Origin of the sequence: Mycoplasmopsis agalactiae PG2, from assembly GCF_000063605.1 — a bacterium.
Taxonomy (GTDB): Bacteria; Bacillota_I; Bacilli_A; order Mycoplasmatales; family Metamycoplasmataceae; genus Mycoplasmopsis; species Mycoplasmopsis agalactiae.
On sequence record NC_009497.1, the window covers coordinates 816788 to 842914 of the forward strand.

23 protein-coding genes, 1 tRNA gene and 2 pseudogenes are annotated in these 26127 nt (G+C 30.4%); 11 read left to right on the forward strand and 15 right to left on the reverse strand.

Going from position 1 to position 26127, the window contains the following annotated elements:
• Positions 1-21: 21 nt before the first annotated feature.
• Positions 22-1392: a M17 family metallopeptidase gene (locus MAG_RS03570; RefSeq protein WP_011949855.1), complete on the reverse strand. Its 1371-nt coding sequence runs from the start codon at positions 1390-1392 to the stop codon at positions 22-24.
• Between the two features lie 133 nt (positions 1393-1525).
• On the opposite strand from MAG_RS03570, the gene MAG_RS03575 reads away from it, so the two are divergent.
• Positions 1526-2533, forward strand: a complete 1008-nt coding sequence (locus MAG_RS03575) for an ECF transporter S component (RefSeq protein WP_011949856.1) — start codon at positions 1526-1528, stop codon at positions 2531-2533.
• A 65-nt stretch (positions 2534-2598) separates the two neighbouring features.
• Here the strand turns inward: MAG_RS03575 and MAG_RS03580 are convergent, their stop codons facing one another.
• On the reverse strand, positions 2599-2862 hold the full coding sequence (locus MAG_RS03580) for a hypothetical protein (protein WP_011949857.1): 264 nt from the start codon (positions 2860-2862) through the stop codon (positions 2599-2601).
• Between the two features lie 146 nt (positions 2863-3008).
• Here MAG_RS03580 and MAG_RS04495 point away from each other — a divergent pair, with 146 nt between their 5' ends.
• Both MAG_RS04495 and MAG_RS04500 read left to right on the forward strand, forming a co-directional pair.
• A complete protein-coding gene (locus tag MAG_RS04495) occupies positions 3009-4064 on the forward strand; it encodes a variable surface lipoprotein (protein ID WP_011949858.1) in 1056 nt (351 codons plus the stop codon).
• 193 nt (positions 4065-4257) lie between these two features.
• Positions 4258-5247: a variable surface lipoprotein gene (locus tag MAG_RS04500; RefSeq protein WP_011949859.1), complete on the forward strand. Its 990-nt coding sequence runs from the start codon at positions 4258-4260 to the stop codon at positions 5245-5247.
• Positions 5248-5395: 148 nt separating this feature from the next.
• Here MAG_RS04500 and MAG_RS03595 read toward each other — a convergent pair whose 3' ends face one another.
• Positions 5396-6061, reverse strand: coding sequence for a variable surface lipoprotein (locus MAG_RS03595; RefSeq protein ID WP_011949860.1), 666 nt, complete (start codon positions 6059-6061; stop codon positions 5396-5398).
• 828 nt (positions 6062-6889) lie between these two features.
• Between MAG_RS03595 and MAG_RS04505 the strand changes: the two genes are divergently transcribed.
• The 3 genes from MAG_RS04505 to MAG_RS03610 all read left to right on the forward strand — a co-directional run bounded on the left by MAG_RS04505 (position 6890) and on the right by MAG_RS03610 (position 9035).
• Positions 6890-7930 carry a variable surface lipoprotein gene (locus MAG_RS04505; protein ID WP_011949861.1) on the forward strand — a complete coding sequence of 347 codons (1041 nt, stop codon included), beginning with the start codon at positions 6890-6892 and terminating at the stop codon, positions 7928-7930.
• Between the two features lie 68 nt (positions 7931-7998).
• A complete protein-coding gene (locus tag MAG_RS04090; RefSeq protein ID WP_041308795.1) occupies positions 7999-8190 on the forward strand; it encodes a hypothetical protein in 192 nt (63 codons plus the stop codon).
• A 128-nt stretch (positions 8191-8318) separates the two neighbouring features.
• Positions 8319-9035, forward strand: a complete 717-nt coding sequence (locus tag MAG_RS03610; RefSeq protein WP_011949862.1) for a variable surface lipoprotein — start codon at positions 8319-8321, stop codon at positions 9033-9035.
• A 470-nt stretch (positions 9036-9505) separates the two neighbouring features.
• On the opposite strand, the pseudogene MAG_RS04635 reads toward MAG_RS03610, so the two are convergent.
• Together MAG_RS04635 and MAG_RS03615 are read right to left on the reverse strand one after the other, a co-directional pair.
• Positions 9506-9592: pseudogene (locus MAG_RS04635) on the reverse strand (variable surface lipoprotein); the annotation flags it as partial.
• A gap of 51 nt (positions 9593-9643) precedes the next feature.
• Entirely contained in the window at positions 9644-10639 is a 996-nt protein-coding gene (locus MAG_RS03615) for a variable surface lipoprotein (RefSeq protein WP_011949863.1), read from the reverse strand.
• Positions 10640-10920: 281 nt separating this feature from the next.
• Here MAG_RS03615 and mar point away from each other — a divergent pair, with 281 nt between their 5' ends.
• The 5 genes and pseudogenes from mar to MAG_RS03640 all read left to right on the forward strand — a co-directional run bounded on the left by mar (position 10921) and on the right by MAG_RS03640 (position 17723).
• A complete protein-coding gene (mar, locus tag MAG_RS03620; protein ID WP_011949864.1) occupies positions 10921-11670 on the forward strand; it encodes a variable surface lipoprotein promoter DNA invertase Mar in 750 nt (249 codons plus the stop codon).
• Positions 11671-11761: 91 nt separating this feature from the next.
• Positions 11762-11837, forward strand: a tRNA-Lys gene (locus tag MAG_RS03625).
• 170 nt (positions 11838-12007) lie between these two features.
• The gene (locus MAG_RS03630; RefSeq protein WP_011949865.1) at positions 12008-13852 is read left to right on the forward strand and encodes a ribonuclease J; all 1845 of its coding nucleotides are present in this window, start codon (positions 12008-12010) and stop codon (positions 13850-13852) included.
• 137 nt (positions 13853-13989) lie between these two features.
• Positions 13990-15186: pseudogene (locus MAG_RS03635) on the forward strand (MAGa8260 family lipoprotein).
• Positions 15187-15305: 119 nt separating this feature from the next.
• Positions 15306-17723, forward strand: coding sequence for a UU173 family protein (locus MAG_RS03640; protein WP_011949867.1), 2418 nt, complete (start codon positions 15306-15308; stop codon positions 17721-17723).
• Positions 17724-17744: 21 nt separating this feature from the next.
• Here the strand turns inward: MAG_RS03640 and MAG_RS03645 are convergent, their stop codons facing one another.
• From MAG_RS03645 to der, 10 genes are all read right to left on the reverse strand, one after another.
• Complete coding sequence (locus MAG_RS03645) at positions 17745-18212, reverse strand: variable surface lipoprotein (RefSeq protein WP_011949868.1); 468 nt, start codon at positions 18210-18212, stop codon at positions 17745-17747.
• Between the two features lie 165 nt (positions 18213-18377).
• A complete protein-coding gene (gene gatB, locus MAG_RS03655; RefSeq protein WP_011949869.1) occupies positions 18378-19796 on the reverse strand; it encodes an Asp-tRNA(Asn)/Glu-tRNA(Gln) amidotransferase subunit GatB in 1419 nt (472 codons plus the stop codon).
• Positions 19789-21102: an amidase family protein gene (locus MAG_RS03660; RefSeq protein WP_011949870.1), complete on the reverse strand. Its 1314-nt coding sequence runs from the start codon at positions 21100-21102 to the stop codon at positions 19789-19791. Before MAG_RS03660 ends, gatB begins: the two co-directional genes overlap by 8 nt.
• The gene (locus MAG_RS03665; protein ID WP_011949871.1) at positions 21102-21407 is read right to left on the reverse strand and encodes an Asp-tRNA(Asn)/Glu-tRNA(Gln) amidotransferase subunit GatC; all 306 of its coding nucleotides are present in this window, start codon (positions 21405-21407) and stop codon (positions 21102-21104) included. Before MAG_RS03665 ends, MAG_RS03660 begins: the two co-directional genes overlap by 1 nt.
• Before the next feature lie 5 nt (positions 21408-21412).
• A complete protein-coding gene (locus tag MAG_RS03670; protein ID WP_011949872.1) occupies positions 21413-22267 on the reverse strand; it encodes a pseudouridine synthase in 855 nt (284 codons plus the stop codon).
• 11 nt (positions 22268-22278) lie between these two features.
• Complete coding sequence (gene scpB, locus MAG_RS03675; protein ID WP_011949873.1) at positions 22279-22857, reverse strand: SMC-Scp complex subunit ScpB; 579 nt, start codon at positions 22855-22857, stop codon at positions 22279-22281.
• Positions 22847-23608, reverse strand: a complete 762-nt coding sequence (locus MAG_RS03680; protein ID WP_011949874.1) for a segregation/condensation protein A — start codon at positions 23606-23608, stop codon at positions 22847-22849. Before MAG_RS03680 ends, scpB begins: the two co-directional genes overlap by 11 nt.
• Positions 23601-24341: a lysophospholipid acyltransferase family protein gene (locus tag MAG_RS03685; protein WP_011949875.1), complete on the reverse strand. Its 741-nt coding sequence runs from the start codon at positions 24339-24341 to the stop codon at positions 23601-23603. The genes MAG_RS03680 and MAG_RS03685 overlap by 8 nt, the downstream gene beginning before the upstream one ends.
• 9 nt (positions 24342-24350) lie before the next feature.
• Complete coding sequence (locus tag MAG_RS03690; RefSeq protein ID WP_011949876.1) at positions 24351-24665, reverse strand: 4'-phosphopantetheinyl transferase superfamily protein; 315 nt, start codon at positions 24663-24665, stop codon at positions 24351-24353.
• Between the two features lie 150 nt (positions 24666-24815).
• On the reverse strand, positions 24816-26126 hold the full coding sequence (der, locus tag MAG_RS03695) for a ribosome biogenesis GTPase Der (RefSeq protein ID WP_011949877.1): 1311 nt from the start codon (positions 26124-26126) through the stop codon (positions 24816-24818).
• Between the last annotated feature and the right edge of the window lies 1 nt (position 26127).

Here is a 26127-nt window from a genome sequence, read left to right on the forward strand (position 1 = left end):
AATGATTCTTTTTTAATTATTCTAAAGTAAGCTTAGTTCGGTTAAAGTCTTAACCATAATACCTTGTGGCACTTCACTAATTTCAGCTGTACCAGCTACGTCAAGATGAATGTGTTCAACACCTTCTGTAAATTCAGCTAAAAACATTGCCGCAGAACATGAACCAGCATTTCCTGAAAAATCTGTGTTTTTTAAGTCAGCCACTTTTGATGACTTAATATTTTTAGCAAATGCTTTATCAAGTGGCATTCTTCAAATTAATTCATTAGCATTATCAGCAGCTTTTTTGATATCTTCTCAAGCTTTATCACTTGTTGCTCATGTACCTGTGTATGTTTGTCCTAAAGCAACAACCATAGCTCCAGTTAAGGTTGCTACATCGATTAATCTAGTTGCATTAAGTACTTTTGCACCATAAACAAGTCCATCAGCCATTACCAATCTTCCTTCAGCATCAGTGTTGTTAATTTCAACACTTTTACCATTCATGGCTACTCATACTGAATCAGGAAGTGAAGCATCACCATTAACTCTATTGTCAGTAATACACATAATTGCAGCTACATTTTTCTTAGGTTTTAATTGTGCAATTGCTTTCATTGTTGCTGCAACAATAGCTGAACCAGACATATCAAATTTCATTGATACCATTGATCTAGAAGGTTTTAGTGAATAACCCCCTGAATCAAAAGTAATACCTTTACCAATCATTACAGTTTTTTCTTTTGAATCTTTGTCGCCATTGTATTCAATAACAACAACTCTAGGTTCATAAACACTTCCCTTATTTACAGAAAGTAAAAGTCCCATTTTAAGTTCTTCAATTTCCTTTTTCTTTAAAACAGTAACTTTTAGGTTTTCATATTGTTCTAAGTCTTTAGCAACTTTTTCAGCTAAAAATTCAGAGTTACAAATGTTAGGCGGCATAATTTGTAAATCACGCGCAAAGTTTGTGGCCTTAGCTAAAACCAGTGATTTGTTAAATTGCTCACTAACTTCACTAGTTACTTTTTCAATAAAAGGAATTAATTCAACTTCTTCTTTTTCATCTTTTTTTCTAGCTGAATATATTTCGCCTTTGGCAAAGTATACTGCTCTAACAAAAGCATCAGTAACTTTAGCTAAAGGAAGTTTTTCAGTTGCGAATGAAGCTAAATCAACTTGATAGTTTCTATTAGCATTTACCGCTAAGCCTTTAAAAAAGCCTTCTAGGTCAGAAAATGATAAAGAATCTCTCTTACTAAAGTATGCCAAAGCTTCATTTTTTTCATGATATTCAGTGATGCTACTATCTTTTTTAATTAAAAAATTGCAACTTGTTTCTTCATCAAATGTTGCTTTAAGCAACATATTGTTATCTCTTTTTGATGTTATTGTTTCAAATAATTTCATAAAGCATCCTTTCACTAACTTCTGCTTATTTTCTTATTTTATCATTTTAATTTTCATATAATTACATCTAAAAAATTTATTATTTTCGGCATTTTTATGATAATAATATATTATTTTAAACAAAGGAATAAATATGAACAAGATACTAAACACAATAAAGAAAAAATGACATGATTTTTCATTTTTTCCTAAATTAACAATAAGAAAAATTTCTTTTGTTGGAATACTTATAGCAATCTCTGTTGTTATTTTTGTTGTCTTTGCTTCTTTTGTTCCTCTTATTTCAATCCCAACCTATAAAATCAGTTTTATAGGCTTGCCTATTAAAATTAGCGGACTAATTTTCGGGCCTTTAGTTGGAGGAACAGTTGGACTAATAAGCGACATAATCTCCTTTTCAATGTTCCCAACTTTCTATAATTTTTACTATACACTAGCTGCTATTGTTGATGGTGTAATTGCTGGTTTAGTAGGAATAATTTTCCTTAAAATCCTAAATTATGCCTTTGGTGGTCAATTTAGAGATGCTAGTTTTGATAATGCCATCTTTAAACAAAAAGAGCGTTTGTATAAACTAGTATTAGAAGATCCGCAAAGCCCAAAAATTTCTAAAATAAAGACAAAAATTATTATGCTTGGTGAGCAACGTAAAAGCGCAAATGTTACTAACCAAGAAAAAAAACTTCTTAATATCAACTTGCTCGTTGCATTATTATTGATCGTTTTAACAATACTATTTATCTACTTTGTAGTATTCCGTGTTATTGATGATTCTACAATTAAGCAATTTAGCGTAATACCTAATAAAATAGGCTTATACGCCTTAATGACTTCAGGTTATTTAGCTATGTTTATCTTCTTAATAGTGGCTAGATTTAAAATGCATCCTAAGCGTTTCTTAGTAATTATTCCAATTGTTATTTTTTCAGCAATCATTGAATTAATTAATGTGCCACTGCTTTCTTTAGCTGACTATTCAACAACAGGAGCATCAAGCCAAGCTGGCTCAATAATAACTTATATGTTTCAACACATTGTCTTTAGCCCAATTAAAATATGGTTTAATATGTTTGTTATATTTTTTACATACAATGTAATTAACCCACTAGTAAACAAAAACAGCGCTATTATGTACGAATAATAGGCTGTTTTTTAACCTGTTTTATAGGCTTATAAGCTTAATGATTTGTGCTATAAAATTGCAAATTAGTTGGTTTTTCAGCTGTCATGAGAGCTTTCAGACAGTGCATATGCAATTATTAAAAATATTCCACCTATTATGCCAGCAAAAAATATATTGATAATGCCTGTTATTAAAATAAATGTTCTATCATACTTTCTTGCTCCTAGACACATAACAGAAAGAACGATGCTAACAATGCCTACCCCCACTAAAGCAAACAGTGCGCCGCCAACTATTCCTAAAGTAGCACCAACAATGACAAATGTCTCATATTCTTTTTTATTCATACGTAATATTATTTTACTAAAAAGGTAACTTGTGCTTGCCTGTTACCAAATAATTTAATAATAAATTAACTACTTTTGATATTTATTAATAGATTTATAAAGCATTTTTAAGGCTATTTTATAGCCTTTAAAGAAAGGATAAATTTATGAAAAAATCAAAGTTTTTATTACTTGGATCAGTTGCTTCAATGGCCGCAATACCTTTTGTAGCTGCTAAGTGTGGTGGCACTAAAGAAGAAAATAAAAAGCCTGCTGAAATGCCAGGTGGCACAGAACAACCAGGAAAACCAGGTGATACAGATCAGCCTGCACAACCAAACCCTGGCACAACTCCAAGCACACCAGCTAAACCAGGTAAAACCCCTGAAAGAATGGCACAAGATACTGATGTAAGTGGTGCTGACATTAGTGGTTCTATTAAAACGCCAGACACCACTGCAACAAAAACTAAACTTAGTGACGCGCTAAAAACTATTGCTAATAACAACTTAGGAAAAGTACAAGTTTCTAAAGAAGATAAAGACAAAAAAGAAAAAGTTGAGGAAGCAATTAAAACAGCTCTTGTTGCAAAAGTTACAACATTAAAAGGCAAGGACTTAAAATTAAAAGCTGACTTAAGCAAGAATAATGTAGTTGTTTCATCTAATGATTTTGAAGGTGAAGTTACTCTTAAATTTGAAGTTGAAACATCATCTGGAGCAAAAGCAAAACTTAGTGACGCGCTAAAAACTATTGCTAATAACAACTTAGGAAAAGTACAAGTTTCTAAAGAAGATAAAGACAAAAAAGAAAAAGTTGAGGAAGCAATTAAAACAGCTCTTGTTGCAAAAGTTACAACATTAAAAGGCAAGGACTTAAAATTAAAAGCTGACTTAAGCAAGAATAATGTAGTTGTTTCATCTAATGATTTTGAAGGTGAAGTTACTCTTAAATTTGAAGTTGAAACATCATCTGGAGCAAAAGCAAAACTTAGTGACGCGCTAAAAACTATTGCTAATAACAACTTAGGAAAAGTACAAGTTTCTAAAGAAGATAAAGACAAAAAAGAAAAAGTTGAGGAAGCAATTAAAACAGCTCTTGTTGCAAAAGTTACAACATTAAAAGGCAAGGACTTAAAATTAAAAGCTGACTTAAGCAAGAATAATGTAGTTGTTTCATCTAATGATTTTGAAGGTGAAGTTACTCTTAAATTTGAAGTATAAGTGAAAAATTAATAATAATCTCAACGTATTATCGTTTTACAAACAAGTCAAATATAGGTCATAACAAGTGGCCTATATTTTAGTTCTATCATGTCACTAGTTTGCTTATAAACTCACCACTTTTGATATTTATTAATAGATTTATAAAGCATTTTTAAGGCTATTTTATAGCCTTTAAAGAAAGGATAAATTTATGAAAAAATCAAAGTTTGTATTACTTGGATCGGTTGCTTCTTTAGTTTCAATTCCATTTGTAGCAGCTAAATGTGGTGGTACTAAAGATGAAGAGAAGAAGCCAGCTGATACACAAGGTAGAGGTCAAAAAAATCCAGGCGACAATCAAAATTCTGGCACAGAAAATGGCGGAAATAGTAATGGTAACAGTGCAACAACAAACGAAAAGAAATCACTATCAGTGCTTATATCTAATGAAAATCAACAATTAGGTGAAATCAAGAAGAAAGACAAGGATAGCATTTTAGATGCGTTATTAGCAAAAAATAAAGCACTAAATCTTGACAAATCTCAATTAGATGTTAAAGATATTAAAGATGGGTCAGCAGTTGTTTTTGCTAAAAATGATAGCAAAAAATATAGAGGCCAAATCCTGGTTTCATTCACTTTAAATGCTTCTAGAACACCTGAAAATAGTGGTGGCGAAATTACAACTGAGAAGAGAAGTTTACCAGCATTAATTTCTAATCAAGGGCAACAATTAGGTGAAATCAAGAAGAAAGACAAGGATAGCATTTTAGATGCGTTATTAGCAAAAAATAAAGCACTAAATCTTGACAAATCTCAATTAGATGTTAAAGATATTAAAGATGGGTCAGCAGTTGTTTTTGCTAAAAATGATAGCAAAAAATATAGAGGCCAAATCCTGGTTTCATTCACTTTAAATGCTTCTAGAACACCTGAAAATAGTGGTGGCGAAATTACAACTGAGAAGAGAAGTTTACCAGCATTAATTTCTAATCAAGGGCAACAATTAGGTGAAATCAAGAAGAAAGACAAGGATAGCATTTTAGATGCGTTATTAGCAAAAAATAAAGCACTAAATCTTGACAAATCTCAATTAGATGTTAAAGATATTAAAGATGGGTCAGCAGTTGTTTTTGCTAAAAATGATAGCAAAAAATATAGAGGCCAAATCCTGGTTTCATTCACTTTAAATGCTTCTTAGAACACCTTAAAAATAGTGGTATAGAACTAGATAAAGTTATTATTTATAAAACATAAATCAAAAAACAAAAACCAAAGGTCAATCTAAACTTTTGGTTTTTATTGTATATTGATGCAGCAATACTTTCATTGCTAAGCTTAAGGATTTTTTAAAATGATGATTTTTCAAATTTTACAATCTCTTCATAATTATGAGGCCTTGTAGGAGTGTGCTCATCCCTTTCTTCTGGGGTTTCTTCCTTTTTAAATGCCTCAGCCAAATCCTTGGCTTTTTTCTCTTCTGCTTCTTTTTTCTTCTTTTCTTCTAAGTCTTTTTTCTTCCTATCCTCTAGGTAATTGACCTTCATTACTTTAGCTACACTTCCAAATTCAAGTTCTAATTCTTCAGCACCAACTTTAATTTTTATTTTTTGTTGTGCCTGTAAACCAAGTTTTTTATCTTTATCACTTTCAGAGACTAACTTGACAAGTTCTTTTTCTTTATCACCTAGTTTTGATGCAATCTTGTCTAGTACTGATTGATATGTATCTCCTTCCTTGAATGAGTTTTGTAAACGGTCTTCAAATTTTGGAGCTAAGCCTCAAATTGAATTTATTTTATCTTTTAAAACTTTAACATTTATTTCGCTCCCTTGTTGATCGCTACCACCTTCAGTTCCTGGATTTTGATTTCCTCCGGGATTATTTTGACCTCTACCTTGTGTATCAGCTGGCTTCTTCTCTTCATCTTTAGTACCACCACATTTAGCTGCTACAAATGGAATTGAAACTAAAGAAGCAACCGATCCAAGTAATACAAACTTTGATTTTTTCATAAATTTATCCTTTCTTTAATGGCTATAAAATAGCCTTAAAAATGCTTTATAAATCTATTAATAAATATCAAAAGTACAAGTATATGCTTAGCGACTGCTTACTAAAAACAACAGCAATATTTGCTGCTTAAACACATCAACATAAAATAATGAATATGCAATCGTTAACATAATTTTTATACTAATATTTTTGTTACAAACTATAGAAAAATCCTATTTTCAATAAGTTTTTATTATTTTGTCTTTTATAAAGAATGCATATTAAAAAAAGAATTAAGCAAATAAATAGAAACATAAAAATAAATCTTCACGATTCTGTTTTTTAACAAACTAAAACATTCTGTAATCTTAGATAAATTAATCTTTGTTTTTATAAAATAAAAACAGCAAGGCAAAATTCAGAATATCTCATTCGTAACTGTTTCGTATTTCTCTATATTCTAATAATTCTAAAAAAATATGTTTTAATATTAGAAATATATTTTTAATTGATTATATTTTCAAAATGACAATTTATAACTTATACAAAACGGATTATTTTTGTTGCTTTAACAAACTCAGAAACTAGGCAACAAAAAATTTTTGCTATTTTTTTTTTTTTTATATAATATTGTCATCTATTGATGAATATATTAAGCGCTAAAAAACTACATGCAACTTGATAACTTGATAAGTTGCAATTAGTAGAAGATTGTAGCGTTTTAATTAAATGGCTTAATTTGCTATTAATTTAGCACTTAATACATCATATAATAAATTGATATTTATTAATAGATTTATAAAGCATTTTTAAGGCTATTTTATAGCCTTTAAAGAAAGGATAAATTTATGAAAAAATCAAAGTTTTTATTACTTGGATCAGTTGCTTCAATGGCCTCAATTCCTTTTGTGGCTGCTAAGTGTGGTGGTACTAAAGATGAAGAGAAGAAGCCAGCTGAAATGCCTGGTGGAGGTCAAAAAGACCCTAAAACTCCAGCAGAAGGCAGTCAAAATCCAGGAACTGAAGGTGGCGGTAATCAACAAGGGAGTGAAATAAATGTTAAAGCTTTAAAAGATAAAATAAATACAATTTGAGGCTTAGCTCCAGAATTTAAAGACCGTTTACAAAATTCATTCAAGGAAGGTGATACATATCAATCAGTACTAGACAAGATTGCATCAAAACTAAGCGATAAAGAAAAACAACTTGTTAAATTAGCTTCTGATGATGATAAAAATAAGAAACTTGGCTTACAAGCACAACAAAAAATAAAAATTAAAGTTGGTGCTGAAGAATTAGAACTTGAATTTGGAAAAGTAGCCAATGCAAACGCTGCAGAAAATGATTTAAAAACAACAACAAAGCAAGCTTTAAACAAAGTTATAACAAAAACTGAATTGGGCGAAATTGCTAAAAAAGATTCTGACACTGTTAAGGCAGCATTGCTTGAAGCAGTAAAAGGATTAAAACTTGATGAACTAACAATTGATTTAGATCAAAGAGAAAACAAAGCCAAAGTTAAAGCTAATGCAAAAAGCACAATCTACGAAGGTGAAGTTACAGTTACATTTACTGGAACTGAAGGTGGCGGTAATCAACAAGGGAGTGAAATAAATGTTAAAGCTTTAAAAGATAAAATAAATACAATTTGAGGCTTAGCTCCAGAATTTAAAGACCGTTTACAAAATTCATTCAAGGAAGGTGATACATATCAATCAGTACTAGACAAGATTGCATCAAAACTAAGCGATAAAGAAAAACAACTTGTTAAATTAGCTTCTGATGATGATAAAAATAAGAAACTTGGCTTACAAGCACAACAAAAAATAAAAATTAAAGTTGGTGCTGAAGAATTAGAACTTGAATTTGGAAAAGTAGCCAATGCATAAACGCTGCAGAAAATGATTTAAAAACAACAACAAAGCAAGCTTTAAACAAAGTTATAACAAAAACTGAATTGGGCGAAATTGCTAAAAAAGATTCTGACACTGTTAAGGCAGCATTGCTTGCAGCAGTAAAAGGATTAAAACTTGATGAACTAACAATTGATTTAGATCAAAGAGAAAACAAAGCCAAAGTTAAAGCTAATGCAAAAAGCACAATCTACGAAGGTGAAGTTACAGTTACATTTACTGTAAAAAAAGTTTAATCAAAACTTAACGTCAGCAATGTCTGATGTTTTTATATTCTCATAAACTCACTGTTTTTGATATTTATTAATAGATTTATAAAGCATTTTTAAGGCTGTTTTACAGCCTTTAAAGAAAGGATAAATTTATGAAAAAATCAAAGTTTTTATTACTTGGATCAGTTGCTTCAATGGCCGCAATACCTTTTGTAGCTGCTAAGTGTGGTGGCACTAAAGAAGAAAATAAAAAGCCTGCTGAAATGCCAGGTGGCACAGAACAACCAGGAAAACCAGGTGATACAGATCAGCCTGCACAACCAAACCCTGGCACAACTCCAAGCACACCAGCTAAACCAGGTAAAACCCCTGAAAGAATGGCACAAGATACTGATGTAAGTGGTGCTGACATTAGTGGTTCTATTAAAACGCCAGACACCACTGCAACAAAAACTAAACTTAGTGACGCGCTAAAAACTATTGCTAATAACAACTTAGGAAAAGTACAAGTTTCTAAAGAAGATAAAGACAAAAAAGATAAAGAAGATAAGACAGGTGGTAGCACATCAACTGATAATAAAGACCCCAAATCTCCAGGTGAAAGCGAAAGTGTCCCAATGGAATCAAGTAAAATTGACCTTAAAAAACTCGAAGAATCTGTTAAACAAGAACTAAACAAGTTAGCTAAAAAAGATGTTCTTTCTGAAGATGTATTGGATGTCTTAAAGAAAGCAAAAGGGCTAGAATCATTAAAGTTAGGTGATTTATCTAAGGTTGAATTTAATGAAAAAGATAAAAAATTAACAATTGAATCGCATAAAGACTCAAAATTAGTTACAGGCAAGTATGAATTTACTTTAGAAAAGTAAAAACAAATGATAAGCAAAAAACGGGGCTTCCCGTTTTTGTTTTTTATGTATTTATTTGTTATTTTTTTCAATAAAAATGCTCTAGTAAAAGGATTTGAACGAGTGCCAACTGCAGTGATGTTTAATTTATCCTTTGAACCTTGCACCAAAATGTGCTTATTTTCTGAATTCTTAAAATGTTTTTGCAATGCTTTAACTATTTTGTCATAGTTTGGATTTTCTGAAAATTCACTTGATAGTTGTTTTGAAAGTTATTTCTTATCATTTTCAGACAATTTACTCATATCTATTTTATTTTAAAAGCGCTTGCTGGAGTTATTGACGAGGCATCATCTTTTTTATCTTTGTCAGATTGCCTGCCTCTGTTTTATCTTTTTCAGTCTTTTTGACCCCCGCTGGCATGATGCCTTTTGCTGGCGTTTTAGTACCTTTTTGACTTCACATGGTTTTTCTGCTAGTCTACTGTTTTATTCTTTAGTATCGCCACATTTAGATGCTACAAAAGGAATTGCAGCTAATGAAGATAGCGATCCAAGCAATAAAAAAACATCAGATAATTTGCTGATGTCTATGTCATATTTATAATAATAGTAGTAATATCAAATAATTTATTCGTATTTAGGTAATAGTCTTCCAATATCTGTTCCAATTTCATCAGTATTGTTTGCAGGTCTTATATCTGTACTATAAGTAGTAAATTTGTAAAGAATTACTTTATCTTTTGTTGTAACTTTAGCTACATTTTTATTGTAGTCAACATTAAGATGAAAATCTTTTGTTCCTAACATTTTTTCTATTTTATCTTTTATCTTTTTTTGAGAAACAGAATTATATCTACTTGGATCATGTATAAAGTTTCCTAGATTTTCCATGTTTGGTTTAGCAGGCTGCTCTGTTTTACTTGGCTTAGCAGGTTGATCAGTACCATTTGGTTTTGTTGTAGAGGTGTCGGAATCTGTTTGTGCAACAAATTCATATTTACCCGAAACTAATTTTGAATCTTTATTAGCTTCAATAATAAGTTTATTGTCTTTAAATTCTACTGTTTTTATGTCACCTAATCTTAAAGACTCTAAACCTTGTACTTTCTTTAAAACATCCAACACATCTTCAAAAAGAACATTATTTTTAGCTAACTTGTTTAGTTCTTGTTTAACAGATTCTTCGAGTTTATTTAGATCAATTTTGTTCGATTCCATTAAAGTGTCAGATTCTGATTGTGCCGAAAACTCATATTTACCTGAAACTAGTTTTGAACCTTCTTTAGCTGCAATAACAAGTTTTTTATCTTTGAATTCAACTGTTGATAGATCTTCAGCTTTTATGTCTTTTAAGCCTTCAACAGTTTTTAGAATGACAAGAACTTCTTCTTTCTTAACACCATCTTTAGCTAATTTATTCAATTGGGCTTGAATAGTTTGGTCAAGTTTACTTAAATCTACAGTTGTAGATGTTGACGGAGTTGAATCTGTTTGACCTCCGCCCTGTGTGTCTGCTGGATTTTTGTTTCCTTCTTCTTTAGTACCACCACACTTAGCTGCAACAAAAGGAATTGCTGCTAAAGAAAATAGTGATCCAAGCAATAAAAACTTTGATTTTTTCATAAATTTATCCTTTCTTTAAAGGCTGTAAAACAGCCTTAAAAATGTTTTCAAAATCTATTAATAAATATCAAAAGTAATTAATTTATGATAAGTTATGCTGTTAAATTCAAACCAATATACAAAAAGAAGCCCACAAGCTATAACAAAGTTTAAAATAAGTAATTATTGGGCTCTAATTATGGGGCATTAATCATCTATTTTTCTAGACAATTCATAATCTTATTTATATAAATGGGCTATCAATATTAGAGTCTAATAAATCAAAAAACATAGGAGTCAATATGGTAGAAACCTTTATCACATTTTGCGAACGTAAGAATTTAGCAAAAAGCACTATTGATGCTTACAAAAATATTCTTTTGAATATTTTGTCAGTTGAAACTAACAAACATCTTGCTATTATGAAAATAATAACAAATCAACAACTCAAAGCAAACACGCAACGTCTTTACAGGCAAGTGTATGCCTTATACTTAAAATTTAGTAATCAAAAGAAAAACTATAAAGATATAGCTGTACTAAAAGTAAAGCCTGTGCAATCTATTTATAGACCTGTTCTTACAAAAGCACAAGTATATAGAAGAACTAATATTATGCATAAGGATAAGCCTAAAGTAGTGTTTTACAAACTACTTATCCGCTTTATGTTTGAAACAGGAATTAGAATAGGTGAACTTAAAACAATTAATGAAGAAGACAAGCGCATATATGTTAATGGCAAGGGCAATAAAGACCGTCAGGTTTTTTATAATGCTGAAACTTATGAAAACTTAAAGATGTTTAAAGATAAAATCAAAACAGTGTCGTATATCACTGTTTCAAAGGCCATTAAGCATTTTTTAGGCAATGAATATAGCCCCCATTCATTGCGTAGATCATTTGCTTCATTTATGCTAAAAAAAGGAGCATTGCCTAAAATGGTGCAAAGGCAAATGGGTCATTCAAGTATAGCAACTACATTTGCCTACCAGCAATTAGATGAAAATGAAAACTATCGAATTTATAGAAAAATAATGCTTAATAGTAAGTAGAATGCTTATGCAAGACGTAGCTTTATATTCTAACTTACAGCATCAATTTTATTTTGCAATCATAAAATTTAATTTATAATATTTTTGTTATGCGTCGTTAGCTCAGTTGGTAGAGCAGCTGGCTCTTAACCAGCGGGTCACAGGTTCGAGCCCTGTACGACGTACCATATCTTAAATATAATAGACCTTGAGCAATCGACTAAATGTTGATTGCTTTTAATTTATTCTAAAAAATTATTTTTTGGTATTATTTGAATAATATTATTGCTAGCATAATATAAGCAATAATTTCTAGTAAATTCAAGCTATTAATTATATATTTAACAACGGAGGTTATATGACGCCTACACGCATAATTCCATTAGGTGGAGTACAAGAAATAGGTAAATCTACTTTAATAATTGAGCATGGCAAACACATTGTAATTATTGATGCAGGTATTAAATTTGCTGACACAGCAACGACCGGTATCAAAGGCATTGTTCCTGATTATAAATACTTAAAAGAAAGAAAAGACAACATCGAAGGTCTTTTTATAACCCACGGTCACGAGGATCATATTGGTGGCGTTGTTTATTTAGTTAAGCAAGTTCATCTAAAAAGAATTTATGCTCCCAGAATAGCAATTCAATATTTAAAACTTAAATTTGAAGAGCACAAAATCACTCACAAAGTAGAATTTATTGAAATTGAAAAATCTGCTGTCCATGAATTTGGAAATGGTCAAGTAAAAGTAGACTTTTGAACAGCACAGCACTCAATTCCTGATGCTTTTGGTATTAGAGTTACTACTCCTAATGGTTCAGTTATGTGTACTGGTGACTTTAGATTTGACTATAACCCTATTGGTGAAATCTATACTGATTTTACTAAGCTTGATGCTATAGGAAAAGAAGGTCTTACCGTCTTATTATCTGATTCAACTAATGCTATGCGTCCTTTTCACTCACCAAGTGAAAATGATATCTTAATAGATATTGAACGTCATATGCGTTCAGCTACTAGAAAAATAATAGTTACTGCCTTTGCTTCTAACTTAACTAGAGTAAAAGCTATCATTGACCTTGCAGTTAAATTAAAGAAAAAAGTGGCTTGCTTTGGTCGTTCAATGGTTCAAGGCATCAAAATTGGCCGTAAATTAGGAAACATAAAAGCTCCAGCAAGCATTTTTATTGAAAAAAGAGAAATATCAAAAGTTCCCGAGAATCAATTAGTTGTTTTAACAACTGGTAGCCAAGGTGAGCAATTAGCTGCACTATCAAGAATGAGCTATGGCAAGCATGCTAATATCAAAATAGAAAAAGGTGATATGGTTATCTTTTCATCAAACCCTATTCCTGGTAACAGAATGGTTGTTGAACTTCTTATTAACCGTTTAGCAAAACTAGGAGCCATTATCAAAGAAAATGGTCCAGATGGTTACTTGCACACTTCAGGACACGCCTACAAACATGAACATGATAAAATCTTCCAGCTAACTAGACCTAAATTCTTTATACCATACCATGGTGAATATAGAATGTGTGTAGCCCATGGTGAAAGCGCTGTGCGTAATGGTGTAAACAAAAACAACATTTTCATTCCTGAAATTGGTCAAGTATTCAATATGGTTGACAACCAAATTATTCCAACAACTGAAAAAATTGAATACGGCCCAATTTACATCGATGGAACAACCACACTAAGTGTAACTGGTAGCACACTAAAAGAAAGAAACGAGCTAGCTAACAGCGGCTTTGTTAATATAATTATGACAATTGATAAAGACAAAAACGAAATAGTTGGCAGACCACATCTTATTAGTCGTGGAAGCTTCTATGTCAAAACTTCTTTAGCTCTAGTTGAAGAAGCTAAGCGTATAGCTCATGGTGCTGTGCTTTATCACATCAAAAATAGCCAAACTTGAAACATTGTTGAACTAAAACAGTTAATCATAGATCGACTAGAATCCTTGTTTTATAAGGAAAAACGTCGTAGACCTATTATTATTCCTACTTTCTTGTTTACTAAGGAAGAAACTGACCCTCTTTTTGAAAAGGCAACAATTAAATTTGAAAACAAAAACATTGATTCTAAGAAAAGAGAAGCAAATCAAAAAGTTCTTAAAGAACTTCAAGAAGAGATTTTTGGAACTTCAAACGAATTTACAGAAGACTTCAGAGATGAAGTTGATGATGAATAATATTATTCATTTATAAGGCATCCTTCTCAGGGTGCTTTTTTGAAAAAATTCTGCCTGCTTTTCCATCCTTAACGCTTAAAATAACTAAATATATATAATTATCTAAGATTATTTTTATGCTTATTTTAAGGATATAAATGAACAGAACTGTAGCTAAAATATTATCATCATCAATTGCCACTTTGCCTATATCAATACCATTATTATCAGCTAGTTGTCAAAATCAAAATAACTAATCATTAATAAGTAGCACTAACACTCATGTTCCTGATGTAAGACATAAATTTGTTACTCAAGCAAACTTACCAAACCAAATTTTAAGCATGTTTCCTTCAATGCTTGGTGCTTTAATCTTGAATAATGTTGAAAAAGTGAAGAAGGCAAAAGAAGTAAAAGAAAAGAGCGAAAAAGAAAAGCCTGAATCAAGTGTTTTTGAATCAGAAATTAAAGATGGCTTTGATTTTATTATTGAAAATCAAAAAGATCTTTTTGCAATTGATACGCCTTCTTTTGCTAATGGAATGAAGCAAATCTTTCTTAGTTTAAATCCTGAGTACGCTTCTAGATATGATGCTAAAATTATTGGCGCTGGTTTTAATGACCTGGAAGGCACTTTAGCTCTAGCTGTTCAAATTCTTCATAAGCCTGAATCAAATATTGAGAACAATAAAGACAACAAATATGTTCAAAAACTAGAATTTACTGGCTTTAGGAAATTTGATGCCTCAGATAGCAATAAAAATGTTATAAAACTAAATTATGGTAAGGAAAACTTGCTAAACTCTTATGAAAAAGGAACTAGTCTTTACGAATATATTGCTAGAAAAGTACTTAGAAACTATATAAATGATAGCCCTACCCCTGTTGAAATTAATGGCACAGGCTGAACAGTTATTAAAAGACTTCTTGCTTTGCCAAATGCATCAAGGCAAATACCTGTTAATGCAAATGATTATCTTGAAATATATAAAACTAATAGCAAAAAGCTGACTCTCATGGATATAATATCACGTAAACATGGCGCTATAGTCTATCCATTTTTTGGTTTGTTTGAGGACTACCGTAACATCTACAATGATCCAACTGATGATAATTTAAAAGTTTATCTTTATAAAAACTCTAGAAAGCAAGACATTTTAAAAGTCAAAATGACTCTTACTGTAAATGCCGGAATCCAAGACATATACACAAATATTGACAGAGACACTAGTGGTAAGCCTAAGATAACATTTGCTTTAGAAGCAGAAGCCCCATATGATGAATTAATTCCAGATATTTCTGATAAAGTAGAAAATGTGCTTAAGCCTTCAAGAGATTTTAACTTTCCTTATTAAGCTAATTTACAGACTTATAAGTCAATTTGCAAGCAATGCTTGCACTTTTTTAAAATAATGCTTGTCAGCTAATATAGCATAATTTCAAATAATAATCTATGATTTTAATGGAGATAAGCATGACAGAATCAAGCAAACCTAAAATCATAAATGAAACTAAATTTGTTAAGTCTTACTTTAATCAAGACTACTTTTTATGACACAGTGCTCAAGAATTTGAAGCTGATTATATAAATCCTTTAATCTTACCAAATGAAAAAGATGAATTATTAGAAGATGATGAATATGATGAATCAGATATAGGAAGTTCGATCTGAACTAGACTTATCAATGAAAATTTAGACACAAGTGTGCAAACCGTGAATGCACAATCCAATATTTTTGCTAGCATCCAAAATCAACTTAATCTATGAGCAACTAATGAGTTATTCAGCGGACTAAAATACAAAATTGTTTCTCCTAAAGGCGACCTAAAAACTAGAATAAATGAAACAAATAAATTGCTTGCTGATTCTTCATGTGATGTAATTATAAATAGCTATTTTGGCTATGAAATAGATGAATTCGTCATTTACACAAACCCTTTTGCTTTTAGTAAATTGCAAAATAAGCTATACCTGTCTAAGCTTTCTACACATGTTAAAATTGACACACTTTTATCATTAAAATTCGCATATGAAATATTACAAAAACAAAAAATTCAAGTAAATAATGCCTATGTAATTATTGTTGATTCACAAATGCCACAAACTCAAGGAATTTGTAAATTTGTATGCACTGAATTATGCCATATGTCAAGAAATAAATATACTTTTGATAAAGAAGCCTGGGATACTATAAAACAGGCTTTAAATGACAAAATGAACCCTTACTTTAAAGACAGAAAAGCGTTCATTAATTATATGAATCAAGGATGAGCACTAGTTAAAAATGAGCTTAGTTTTAATAAACACAATGGTAAACTACCTAAGACATTTAATTATGTTGAATGTCTTAAAAAAAATTATGGATTAAAGTCAATTAAAAATGCCGACAAAAGAAATAACTTCTTCAAATTTGATGTTGATGAACCTTTTGATTCAGAGCTATATTTAGGGGATTTTGACAGAATCATCAACAGAATCATTAGTGCATATAGCATAACCAAGCCTGATCTTAGTTTCTTTGATGCAAAAACTGATGATAATACTGCACTTAATAATGACTATAATCATTTTGGCAAAAATGATCTTTTGGCTAAAGACTATCTGCTTGCTTCACTAGGCAAAGAAAATATTTTTAACAGGCAAATTTTCTCTGAATTACGAATTAACCTTATAGCTAATAATAAAGCAGGCAGAACATTTAATAAAGCTAAAGAAAACTTTATTGAAAAAGTTCAACAATCCTATAAAACAGGTGATTTTTTCAAATCACTTGTTATTGAAAAATATCTAAGTGAGCTTCATATTAAGGACCAAAAAATAGTTTGGTATGACTATGAATCATTTATGAGTTTGTTGCCAGTAATTGATGATTTTTCGCCTTATTCGCAAATAGTTAACCAGGTATCAATCATTGACACAATTAACGGCAAAATTATCACAAATACACAAGAAGATATAGTTTATGATCCTAAAAATATATCAATTTTTAACCTCATTTCTATCTTAAAAAATTTATATGATAGACAAGGTGATAAATATATTGTCTATAACAAAGGTTTTGAAAATACACGTAATATGGAGATAGCTACATGAGCTCAGAATCATAATTTTGATGAATCATTTATTAAAGAGTTAAATGAAAAACTATCAATAAAGCCGGATGATGTAATGACTTTTGCCAACTATATTAATAGCAGAACTATAGATTTATATGAGCTATTTTCAAGACCAAGCAAAAAAATGAAATTTGATGATGGCAAAATTTACCAAAATATTCATATTGCAATAGATGAATCTAAACTTAACTCTAATATTAAAGGCAAACATAATTCAGTTACTACTTTTAGCCAAAAAGGCTATATTATAGAACCAAAAGTTGATAAGCAACTTATTAACTTTACAATTAATGACGTTGATAATCAAACCTTAGATGGACTAGAAAATCCTACTGAAGTTCAAACTTCAGCTATGTCATCAATTCTTAATTTAAATGTGTTTTTAAAAGACTTAAAAGGTATGGGTTCTATTAAAAAAGTTGAGCATTTAATAACATCTAAAAAGATTCAATTGGAACACATGATAACACCTTATCCTGATCTTAAAAAAGTTCATAATGGTTCAGAAGCAATGGAAATTGCTATCAAAAGATATGCTAACTTAATTGATGGCAATGTCTGGGAAGAAAATCTTTCAAACTTAAAGAAATATTGCCACAATGACGTTTTAGCAATGATCATGGCTTTTAATTTCATTGAAAAAATTGTTAGTGATATTTTCCCTGAAATAAATGAATTGAAATACACATTCAATAATAGTTATCAATACCTATTAAACAGGCATAAATGACAAATTGAAGTTATTAATTATAAAGAAAGAGCAACCAAAAAATAGGCTGCTCTTTTATTGTTATTGTTAAATTACTTCTCAAGTTGTTCAAGGATCAACTTTTGGTTCATCCTTAATTTTTAAGTGTGGGTATAAGCCGTCGAAAATTGTCACTTCTTTGGAAGGTTCCGTTTTCACTTTTTTGCCTTTCTTTGAATTTACATCATTAACAATTGCTCCAGTGTATCATGATTCAAAAATGCTACCATTAGATGCTGATTGGTTCGCTATTGTTTTTGGCATTGGTGGAGTCATTGGAGCTTTTTCCATTTTCTTCTCAGGAGTTACTGCTAAAGACTTTTTATCCTTTCCTTCCATTTTGCCTTCAGTTTTCTCCATTACATCCTTTTTAGGAGTCATTTTCATTTGCTTTTCTTCTTTTTTCTCTTCTTTTTTGTTCATTTCTGCTGTGTTATCAGTACATGATGCAGCCACTATTGGTGCAGCAAATAAAGTTGCAGGTGCTGCTAACAGCATTAATTTGTTTTTCTTCATTTTGTCCTCTCAAATCAAAATATAGAATAGTGAACTTTGGTAAGCTCGCGAATCAGTATACTTAAAACACATTTATTAGTATCTTGGTATGGAATGCATTTCATATTTGTATAAATATGTTTCCATATGTATTTAAAAAAATAAAAATCTGGACAACCAGATTTATTATTTAAATTTTTCATTCAAAATTTTGAGTAACACTTCATTTGCTTTTTGTGGGTTGACTTTGCCCCCTCAAACTTTCATTATGTTTCCTAAAACAAATTTAATCACTTTTTCACTACGTTCAGTATACTCTGTCACTAGCGCTTCATTCTTTGCAATAATTTCATTAACTCACTTAGTTATGATATTTTCATCGCTAATTTGTACTAAGTCATGCTCTTTTATTAATTGATCTATATCTCCATCAAAATTAACCAATAAAGGCACTATTTTTTTAAATGACTTGCCAGAAATAATTTCTTTGTCTAATAAATCAATTGTTTTTTCTAAATCAGTTGTTTTAATATTTAATTCATATGCCTTAACATTTTTACTGTTAGCTAATGACACAACTTCAGCAAAAAATAGCTTGCTTAATTTGTTTCTATCAGCATAATTAATAGAATCAAAATAGTTTGCTAACTCAATATCATTAGTTAAACTTTTGATATAAATGTCTTGAATTTCTTCTTTTTTATATCTGCTTTCTTTCTCTCAAGGCAGTTCATTTAACTTTACATTATTAATAAATTCATCACTTAATTTAATAAATGGAATATTAGATTCTGGAAAGTACTTATAGTCAATTGTGCCTGTTTTAGTGCGCATTACAATTGTACTTTGAGTCTCTTCATCATATCTTTTTGTTTGTTGTAAAATAGGCTCATTGGTTAAAATTTTCTGCTCTTGTAATTTTATTTCATATTCAATTGCATTCTTAATTGCTCTAAAACTGTTTATGTTTTTTATCTCAACTTTAGTGCCAAATTTACTATATCCTTTTGGCCTAAGTGAAATATTAATATCAGCTCTTAGTGAGCCTTGTTCCATTTTTGCACTAGAAATATTTAACGAAAGTGCAATTCTTCTAATCATATCAACATAAGCAACAGCTTCATCAGCACTGCTTATTACTGGATTTGAAACTATTTCAATTAGTGGCACACCTGCACGGTTATAATCTAATTTAGTTTTTTCTCCATGATACTGTCTAGCTGTATCTTCTTCCAAATGAATTCTTTCAATGCTTATTTTTTTAGTACCTAAATCAGTATTTATTTCAACATATCCATTTGAACCAATAGGCCTATAAAACTGAGTTATTTGATAACCTTTAGGCAAGTCAGGATAAAAATAATTCTTTCTATCAAAATGCAGCTCGCGATCTATAGTCATATTTAGTGCTTTAGCTAGCTTAATTCCAGAAACAACAGCCTCTTTATTAAGCAATGGAAGAGTACCTGGATATCCCAAATCAATCTGATTTACAGTAGTATTGGCTTCAGCATTAAAGTCAATTTTTGAAGGCGAAAACATTTTTGTTTTAGTGTTGAGTTCAAGGTGAATTTCAATTCCGATAATTGCTTCAAAATTATTCATTATTCTCCTTTAAAAACTTTTCGATTCATAGTGCATGCGATAACAATTTTTCATCATCATAAATTTTTGAATCAATTGATAAATTAACAAATAAATTGTCTTTAATCCAAGGAATTGATAATGAAGGATTGCCAGCAAGATTAGCTCCAGTTAAAATATAGTCCATATAACCGTGTGATTTATTTTTAGAATCATCAATATAAGGAGCATAATCAGCAGCACAAGGATAAATCACAATATCAAATCTTTTATGGATGCTATCAAGATGCTCTTTAATTAATCTTCTAACTTTTTGAGCCTTTAAAATCATCTCTTCTTGGTTTTTTGAATGCAAAAAGAACGATCCTAGTGCAAGTCTAAGCTGCACCATTTCACCAAAGCCTTCTGCTCTTGTGTTTGTCATTATTTCTTCTCAGTTACTTCCATCTTTTCTAGACCCAAAAGCAATGCCGTTTAGATTCGCTAAATTACTTGAAGCTTCAGAATAAGAAATAATTTCATAAACAGGTTTAATTGCTTTAAAAAGGGTTTCATTAATGTCAACTAATTCAACATTAGTTGCCTTTGAAAGCTCCCTTATCAATTCTTTATATTTTTTATCAACAAACTCTTCAAGCCCATGTACATTAAGTATTCCTATTTTTTGTGGTTTTGCCTTCTTAACATCATTAATTTTGATATTAAGGCTAGTCATATCTCTAGGATCTTTACCAAACACTATATGTGACAAAGTGGCTATATCGCTTACATTATGAGCAAAATATGCAACAGTGTCTAAACTAGAAGCAAATGCAAATAATCCAAATCTGCTTATTGCTCCATAGCTAGGCTTAAATCCAACAAGCCCATTATAACTAGCAGGCAAACGCACTGAATCCCCGGTATCTGAACCTAGTGAAAATGCAACATTTTTAGTTAAAGTAGCCACAGATCCACTAGATGAGCCTCCAGCTAATCTACTTGAATCAAATGGATTAGTTACTAATCCAAAGGCACTATGCTTTCCAGTTCCCCCTAAAGCTAGCTCATCACAGTGAACTTTGGCAACTGGCACTGCTCCAGCATCTAATAATTTTTGAACTACAGTTGCATTATAATGAGGCATGAAGTTTTCTAAAATTTTGCTTGAGGCAGTTGTTTTTTTGCTTTCAGTGGCATAGTTATCTTTAATAGTAAACACACATTCATTTAAGATGCCATCACCCACTTTTATCTTTTCATCATATAAACTAGAAACACAGTTATTTTGATTATTTTTTAATTCTTCTAATGCTTTTTCAAAATTGCCTTTATTTACTAATTCCATTATTTTACAACCTTATTAGTCAATATATAGTCACTGTCATAATCGGCAGCATTAGTTAATAACTCTTGTTTTTTAATGGAAACAATCATTTCATTTTCAGCATCTTCTCTTAAAAAATCAGTGAACTTTTCTTCGTTTATATGACTTAACGGCAGCACATTAGTTGTGTCAATATCCTTTAATCATGCAATTCTAGAATTTAAGTCTGCCCAAATCTCCATTATGTCGTCCATAACCTTGTCATCAATTTTAAACATTAATGATGATGCTATTTCTTTTAACTCTTCTCTAATATTTTCCTTCATATTGCCTACCATTCTTCCTTGCATTCAAATTCTTTGCCATTTAAATACTCTAATGATCTTTCTAAATTATTAAATTTTAACTTATAGCAGTGTAAATAAACTCTTTTGGTTCCTTTTGTCTTTGAACCATATTTTGAATCGCCATATATTGGATATCCAAGGTATTCTAATGTGGCTCTAATTTGATGTTTTCTGCCAGTAAATAATTGTGCATATAGTTTATTGTCTTTTTTAAAAAATCTGGTCTTTGCTATCTTATCATTAGGATGCTGCATATTCTTAGTTGCCACCATTTTTTGCTGCAACTCATCATGATGAATATAAACAGAAACAATTTCATCATGGGGATTATAATCACTTTTTAAAACATAAATTTTGTCCAAAAACTCTGTTTTATGGTTTAATTCTGTTAATGTTTGATAATTTTTAGCATACATTATAAGTCCACTGGTTCACTTATCTAACCTGCCTACATGACTAGGTCTAAAAGCCGAGTTTTGCCTAAATTTGAAATAACTGAAAACTTGATTATCCAAACAATTAGAATCCCCATGCACTATAGTCCCTGCTTTTTTATTAATAAGCAAAATATTGTCATCTTCATACACAATTTCTGAATCCAATTTTCATGAATTATCATAGATAACGAATGATGGTTCATCCTTTATGCCATAAATAATTATTTCATCGCCTGTTTTAACAACATAATTACTGTCAGTGATTCTTTTATTATTTACCTTAATACTTTTTTGACGAAAAAGCCTATAAATTCGGCCTTCTGGTAATTTTTTAAAAAGAGAACCAATATATTTTATTAACTTTCTCCCATTATCACTGCTTTGGGCAATGAACTTATGCACAGTGCTCCTCCTTATTCAACATCAACTCTTATGCCATCAAATAAATTAAAGTCTTTTGCCTCATTTTCTGTTCCATCAGAATAGTTAAATTCAGTCAACTTAGGCAACTCATAAGTTGATTTTAATTTAAAATAGTCATAAAACTTGTTGGTTACGCCATAAAGAATTGGATTACCAGGAGTAGGGCTAATTCCAACCTCTTCCACAACACCTTTAGTTAGTAATGTGTTCAAAACTTGCTCACTAGCAACACCTCTTAAATTGTTAATTTGTGAACGTGTAACAGGTTGCTTGTAAGCCACAATGCCAGCTACTTCAATAGCAGCATTTGATAAACGATGTTTTTTAACAACTTGCACCATTTTGGTTATATATTCTTTGTAAGCTTCTCTGGTTGCTAATTTAAACACCTCATTAAAATTAACAACTTTTAGCGCTCTATCTTCGTCGTTGTATGCTCTAACAAAATCATTCATAACTTTTCTAGCTTCAGAAATAGTATTTAATCCAAAAATGTCCTTAACTTGCTCTAAAGTAAGGCCTTCATCACCTTGAACATATAATAATGCTTCCAAAATCTTATTTTTCATACTCTGCCCCCCTTTCAAACCTAATTTCGCTAAATTGACTATCTTGATACATTCTTATAATTTGTCTTCTTGATAAATCAAGCACAGCTAATAGTGTAATTACAAAATGATTCAAACTAGGCTGTCTAAAAATCATTTCAAATGTTACTTCGTCACAAGAATCAAACAAGTTTAAAATAAACGGTATTTGATCTTTAGGTGTTAGATTGAAAGTCTCTAATTTTGTCCTTCTAAGTTGTTGTGCATATGTTCTTTCAAACATTTTTCTTAAAACAGTAATTAGCTTTAGAGGATTACTTGAACCATCTAACGCGCTTTTATCATCGTCAACCAAAAACTCGTCAATGTTGCTAGGACTTTTGATAAAAATCTCTTTTCTAGACTCCTCTTGCTCACGTAATACTTTTGTAACTTCTTTAATTTGTTGATATTCATAAAGCCTGCGAAGCAACTCACGTTTATCTTCTTCAATTTCTGGTTTTTGCTCAGGAGTAAATAACAACATTTTAGTTTTAAGCGCTAATAATGTTGCAGCCATAACTAAATAATCACTTGCCACATCAATTTCATTTTCTTGCAAATCTTCAATTATTTTTAAGTAAGCAGTAGCTAATTCAAAAACGTCAACATCCATTATGTTTACATTTTTTTCTTGAACTAAAGCTAGTAATAAATCTAAAGGTCCATCAAAGTTTTCTAACTTAATATCAAACTTATTTTCACTATTTGATTGCAAGGCTTCATTATTCATTTCTTAATGCTCCTTTAATCATGCTTTTTACATTTTCAGCAATAACTACAGGCTCCATTGTAATAAATGATGCTGGTTTAAGAGCAGGTAAAAATGTAACTTTGATCTTAATTGACTTCATTCTTTTCACATTTAAACCATCACGAGAATCTGAAATAGCAACAGGCACAATTGGTAAATAATTACTTACTGCAACCTTAAATGCTCCTGCTTTAAAATCGCCTAATTCATCTTCTACAACTCTAGTTCCTTCAGGAAAAATAACACCACAAGTAGAATTCTTTTTAACAAAAGCCCCAAATTCATTTATCTTCTTAATCCCATCACGCGGATTGTCTCTGTCAACATAAATTGTGTCAATTAAGCTTAGTAAATTTCTGATGGTTCTTTTCTTGCTTAACTCAATTTTTGCTAAAAATGTTGGAATTTTATTTCTAACATTCTCTTCTTTAGTTTGCTTTCTAAGTGCACATAAAACTAAAACTGGATCAATGTTTGATTTATGATTTGGAGCCAATATTACAGCACCTTTGGGAATATTGTCATATCCTTCAACAACTAATTTGACACCATAAAGTCATAGGAAAAATCTAGCTTTTTTCAAAAGCCAGTCATTTCTTTGCTGTGGATGATAAAATGTTGGATCTTTTCTATACTTTCTAGCAAAAGCATTTATTCTTCATCAGTATCATAAAACTAATCATCAAAGAAAGATCATTTTTATTATAAACATACAACGCTCCTATTTTTTCATTACTACTGCTATTATTAAGTCATCTTCGTCTGTTGTTGATATCATAAAATCAGAATGTATATAAACTCCTTGCTTTTTTATAATCGTTATCTTATCAAAAGCAGGTATTGCATTATCAGCCTTAAACATAGCTTCTTTAATACACCAACGGGTTGCTAAAAACTTTTGTTTTTCATAATCTGATTTTAATTCATCAAACTCAATAAACTCTTCAGCGCTTAAAATACGTATAATTGTGCTTTTTTTAAGCTCTTGAAAACGGCTTATTTTTGTCATATCTAAGCCTATATTATGATTAAACATAATAAAATTATAAATTAATTGAAATTTTATTTTTCTATTAAACAAAAAGCATGTGTAATTCAAATTTTATTAAGCTTTCTAATTTGAAAATATCCACTTACAATAAAAAAATAATTTGCCTGTTTTATAGGCAAATTAGAAAAAATTGTGTTATTCAAATTCATTCGATTTATTTTTGAAAATAATATTAATTGGACAGCCAGTGTACTCAATGTTTTGTCTAATTTGTTTTTCTAAAAACCTTTGATAACTAAAGTGAACAAATTTTTTGTTATTAACAAAAAAGATAAATGTAGGAATTTTATTTTCAGTTTTTCTAGCAAAATAAATATTTAATCTTCCGCCATTATATGGAGGCGCTGGTTGAATTAATTGACTTTCTCTTATTAAGTTTGTTAAAACTGAAGGTTTAATTTCTCTTTCTAAGTTTTCTTTTACTTTTAAAACAATGTCAATAAGTTTGTCAATTCTTGAACCTGTTTTAGCCGAAATAAACTCAACAGGTACTCATGGCACAAAATGAAAACGGTTCTTTAACTTTTTCCTATATTCATTCATTGTGTCTTGAGTTTTATTAATTAAGTCTCATTTATTAACACAAATGATTATTGGTTTATTGTTTTCAAGTGCATATCCAATTATTCTCGCATCAAAGTGAGCTAACTCTCTAGTTGAGTTGATTAATACTATAGACAGGTCAGATTCGTCAAGTGATGACATTGCTCTTTTAAGAGCTAAGTGTTCAACAGTATCATCAATTTTACTCTTTCTAGTAATTCCAGCAGTATCAATTATTTCAATTTTGTGTCCTCTTAATTCAACCACACTTTTTACACCATCTCTAGTTGTGCCAGCTATATCTGACACAATTGATCTGTTTTCATGAGTGATAGCATTTAAAAGTGAACTCTTTCCTGAATTAGGTTGGCCAATAATCGAAAGTTTAAAATAAGGACTAACATTGTCTGAATCAAAGTTTAAATATTTAAGACATTGGTCTAAAACATCACCAATTCCATTTCCATGTAGCGCACTAATTCTAAAAACATGATCAGCGCCTAATGAATATCAGCCATAGTCAAATTTTGAAATATTATCAAGCTTATTAGCAACAACAATAATAGGCTTGCCAGACTTTTGCAACATACTATAAATCATCTTATCATCAGAAGTAATAGCTGCTTGCCCATCAACAATAAAAATAACAACATTTGCTTCTTCAATAGCTATTTTGGCTTGTATTAATATTTGATCTTGGAAGTCTTTTTTCTCAATTTGAATACCGCCAGTATCAATTACATTTATCTCTTTGCCATTTCATGTAAATGATTCATAAAGTCTATCTCTAGTTACTCCAGGTCTATCAAAAGTTATTGAACTTCTTTTACCAACAAGCCTGTTAAATAGGGTGCTTTTACCAACATTAGGTTTTCCAATAATTGCAATTACATTCTTTTTCATA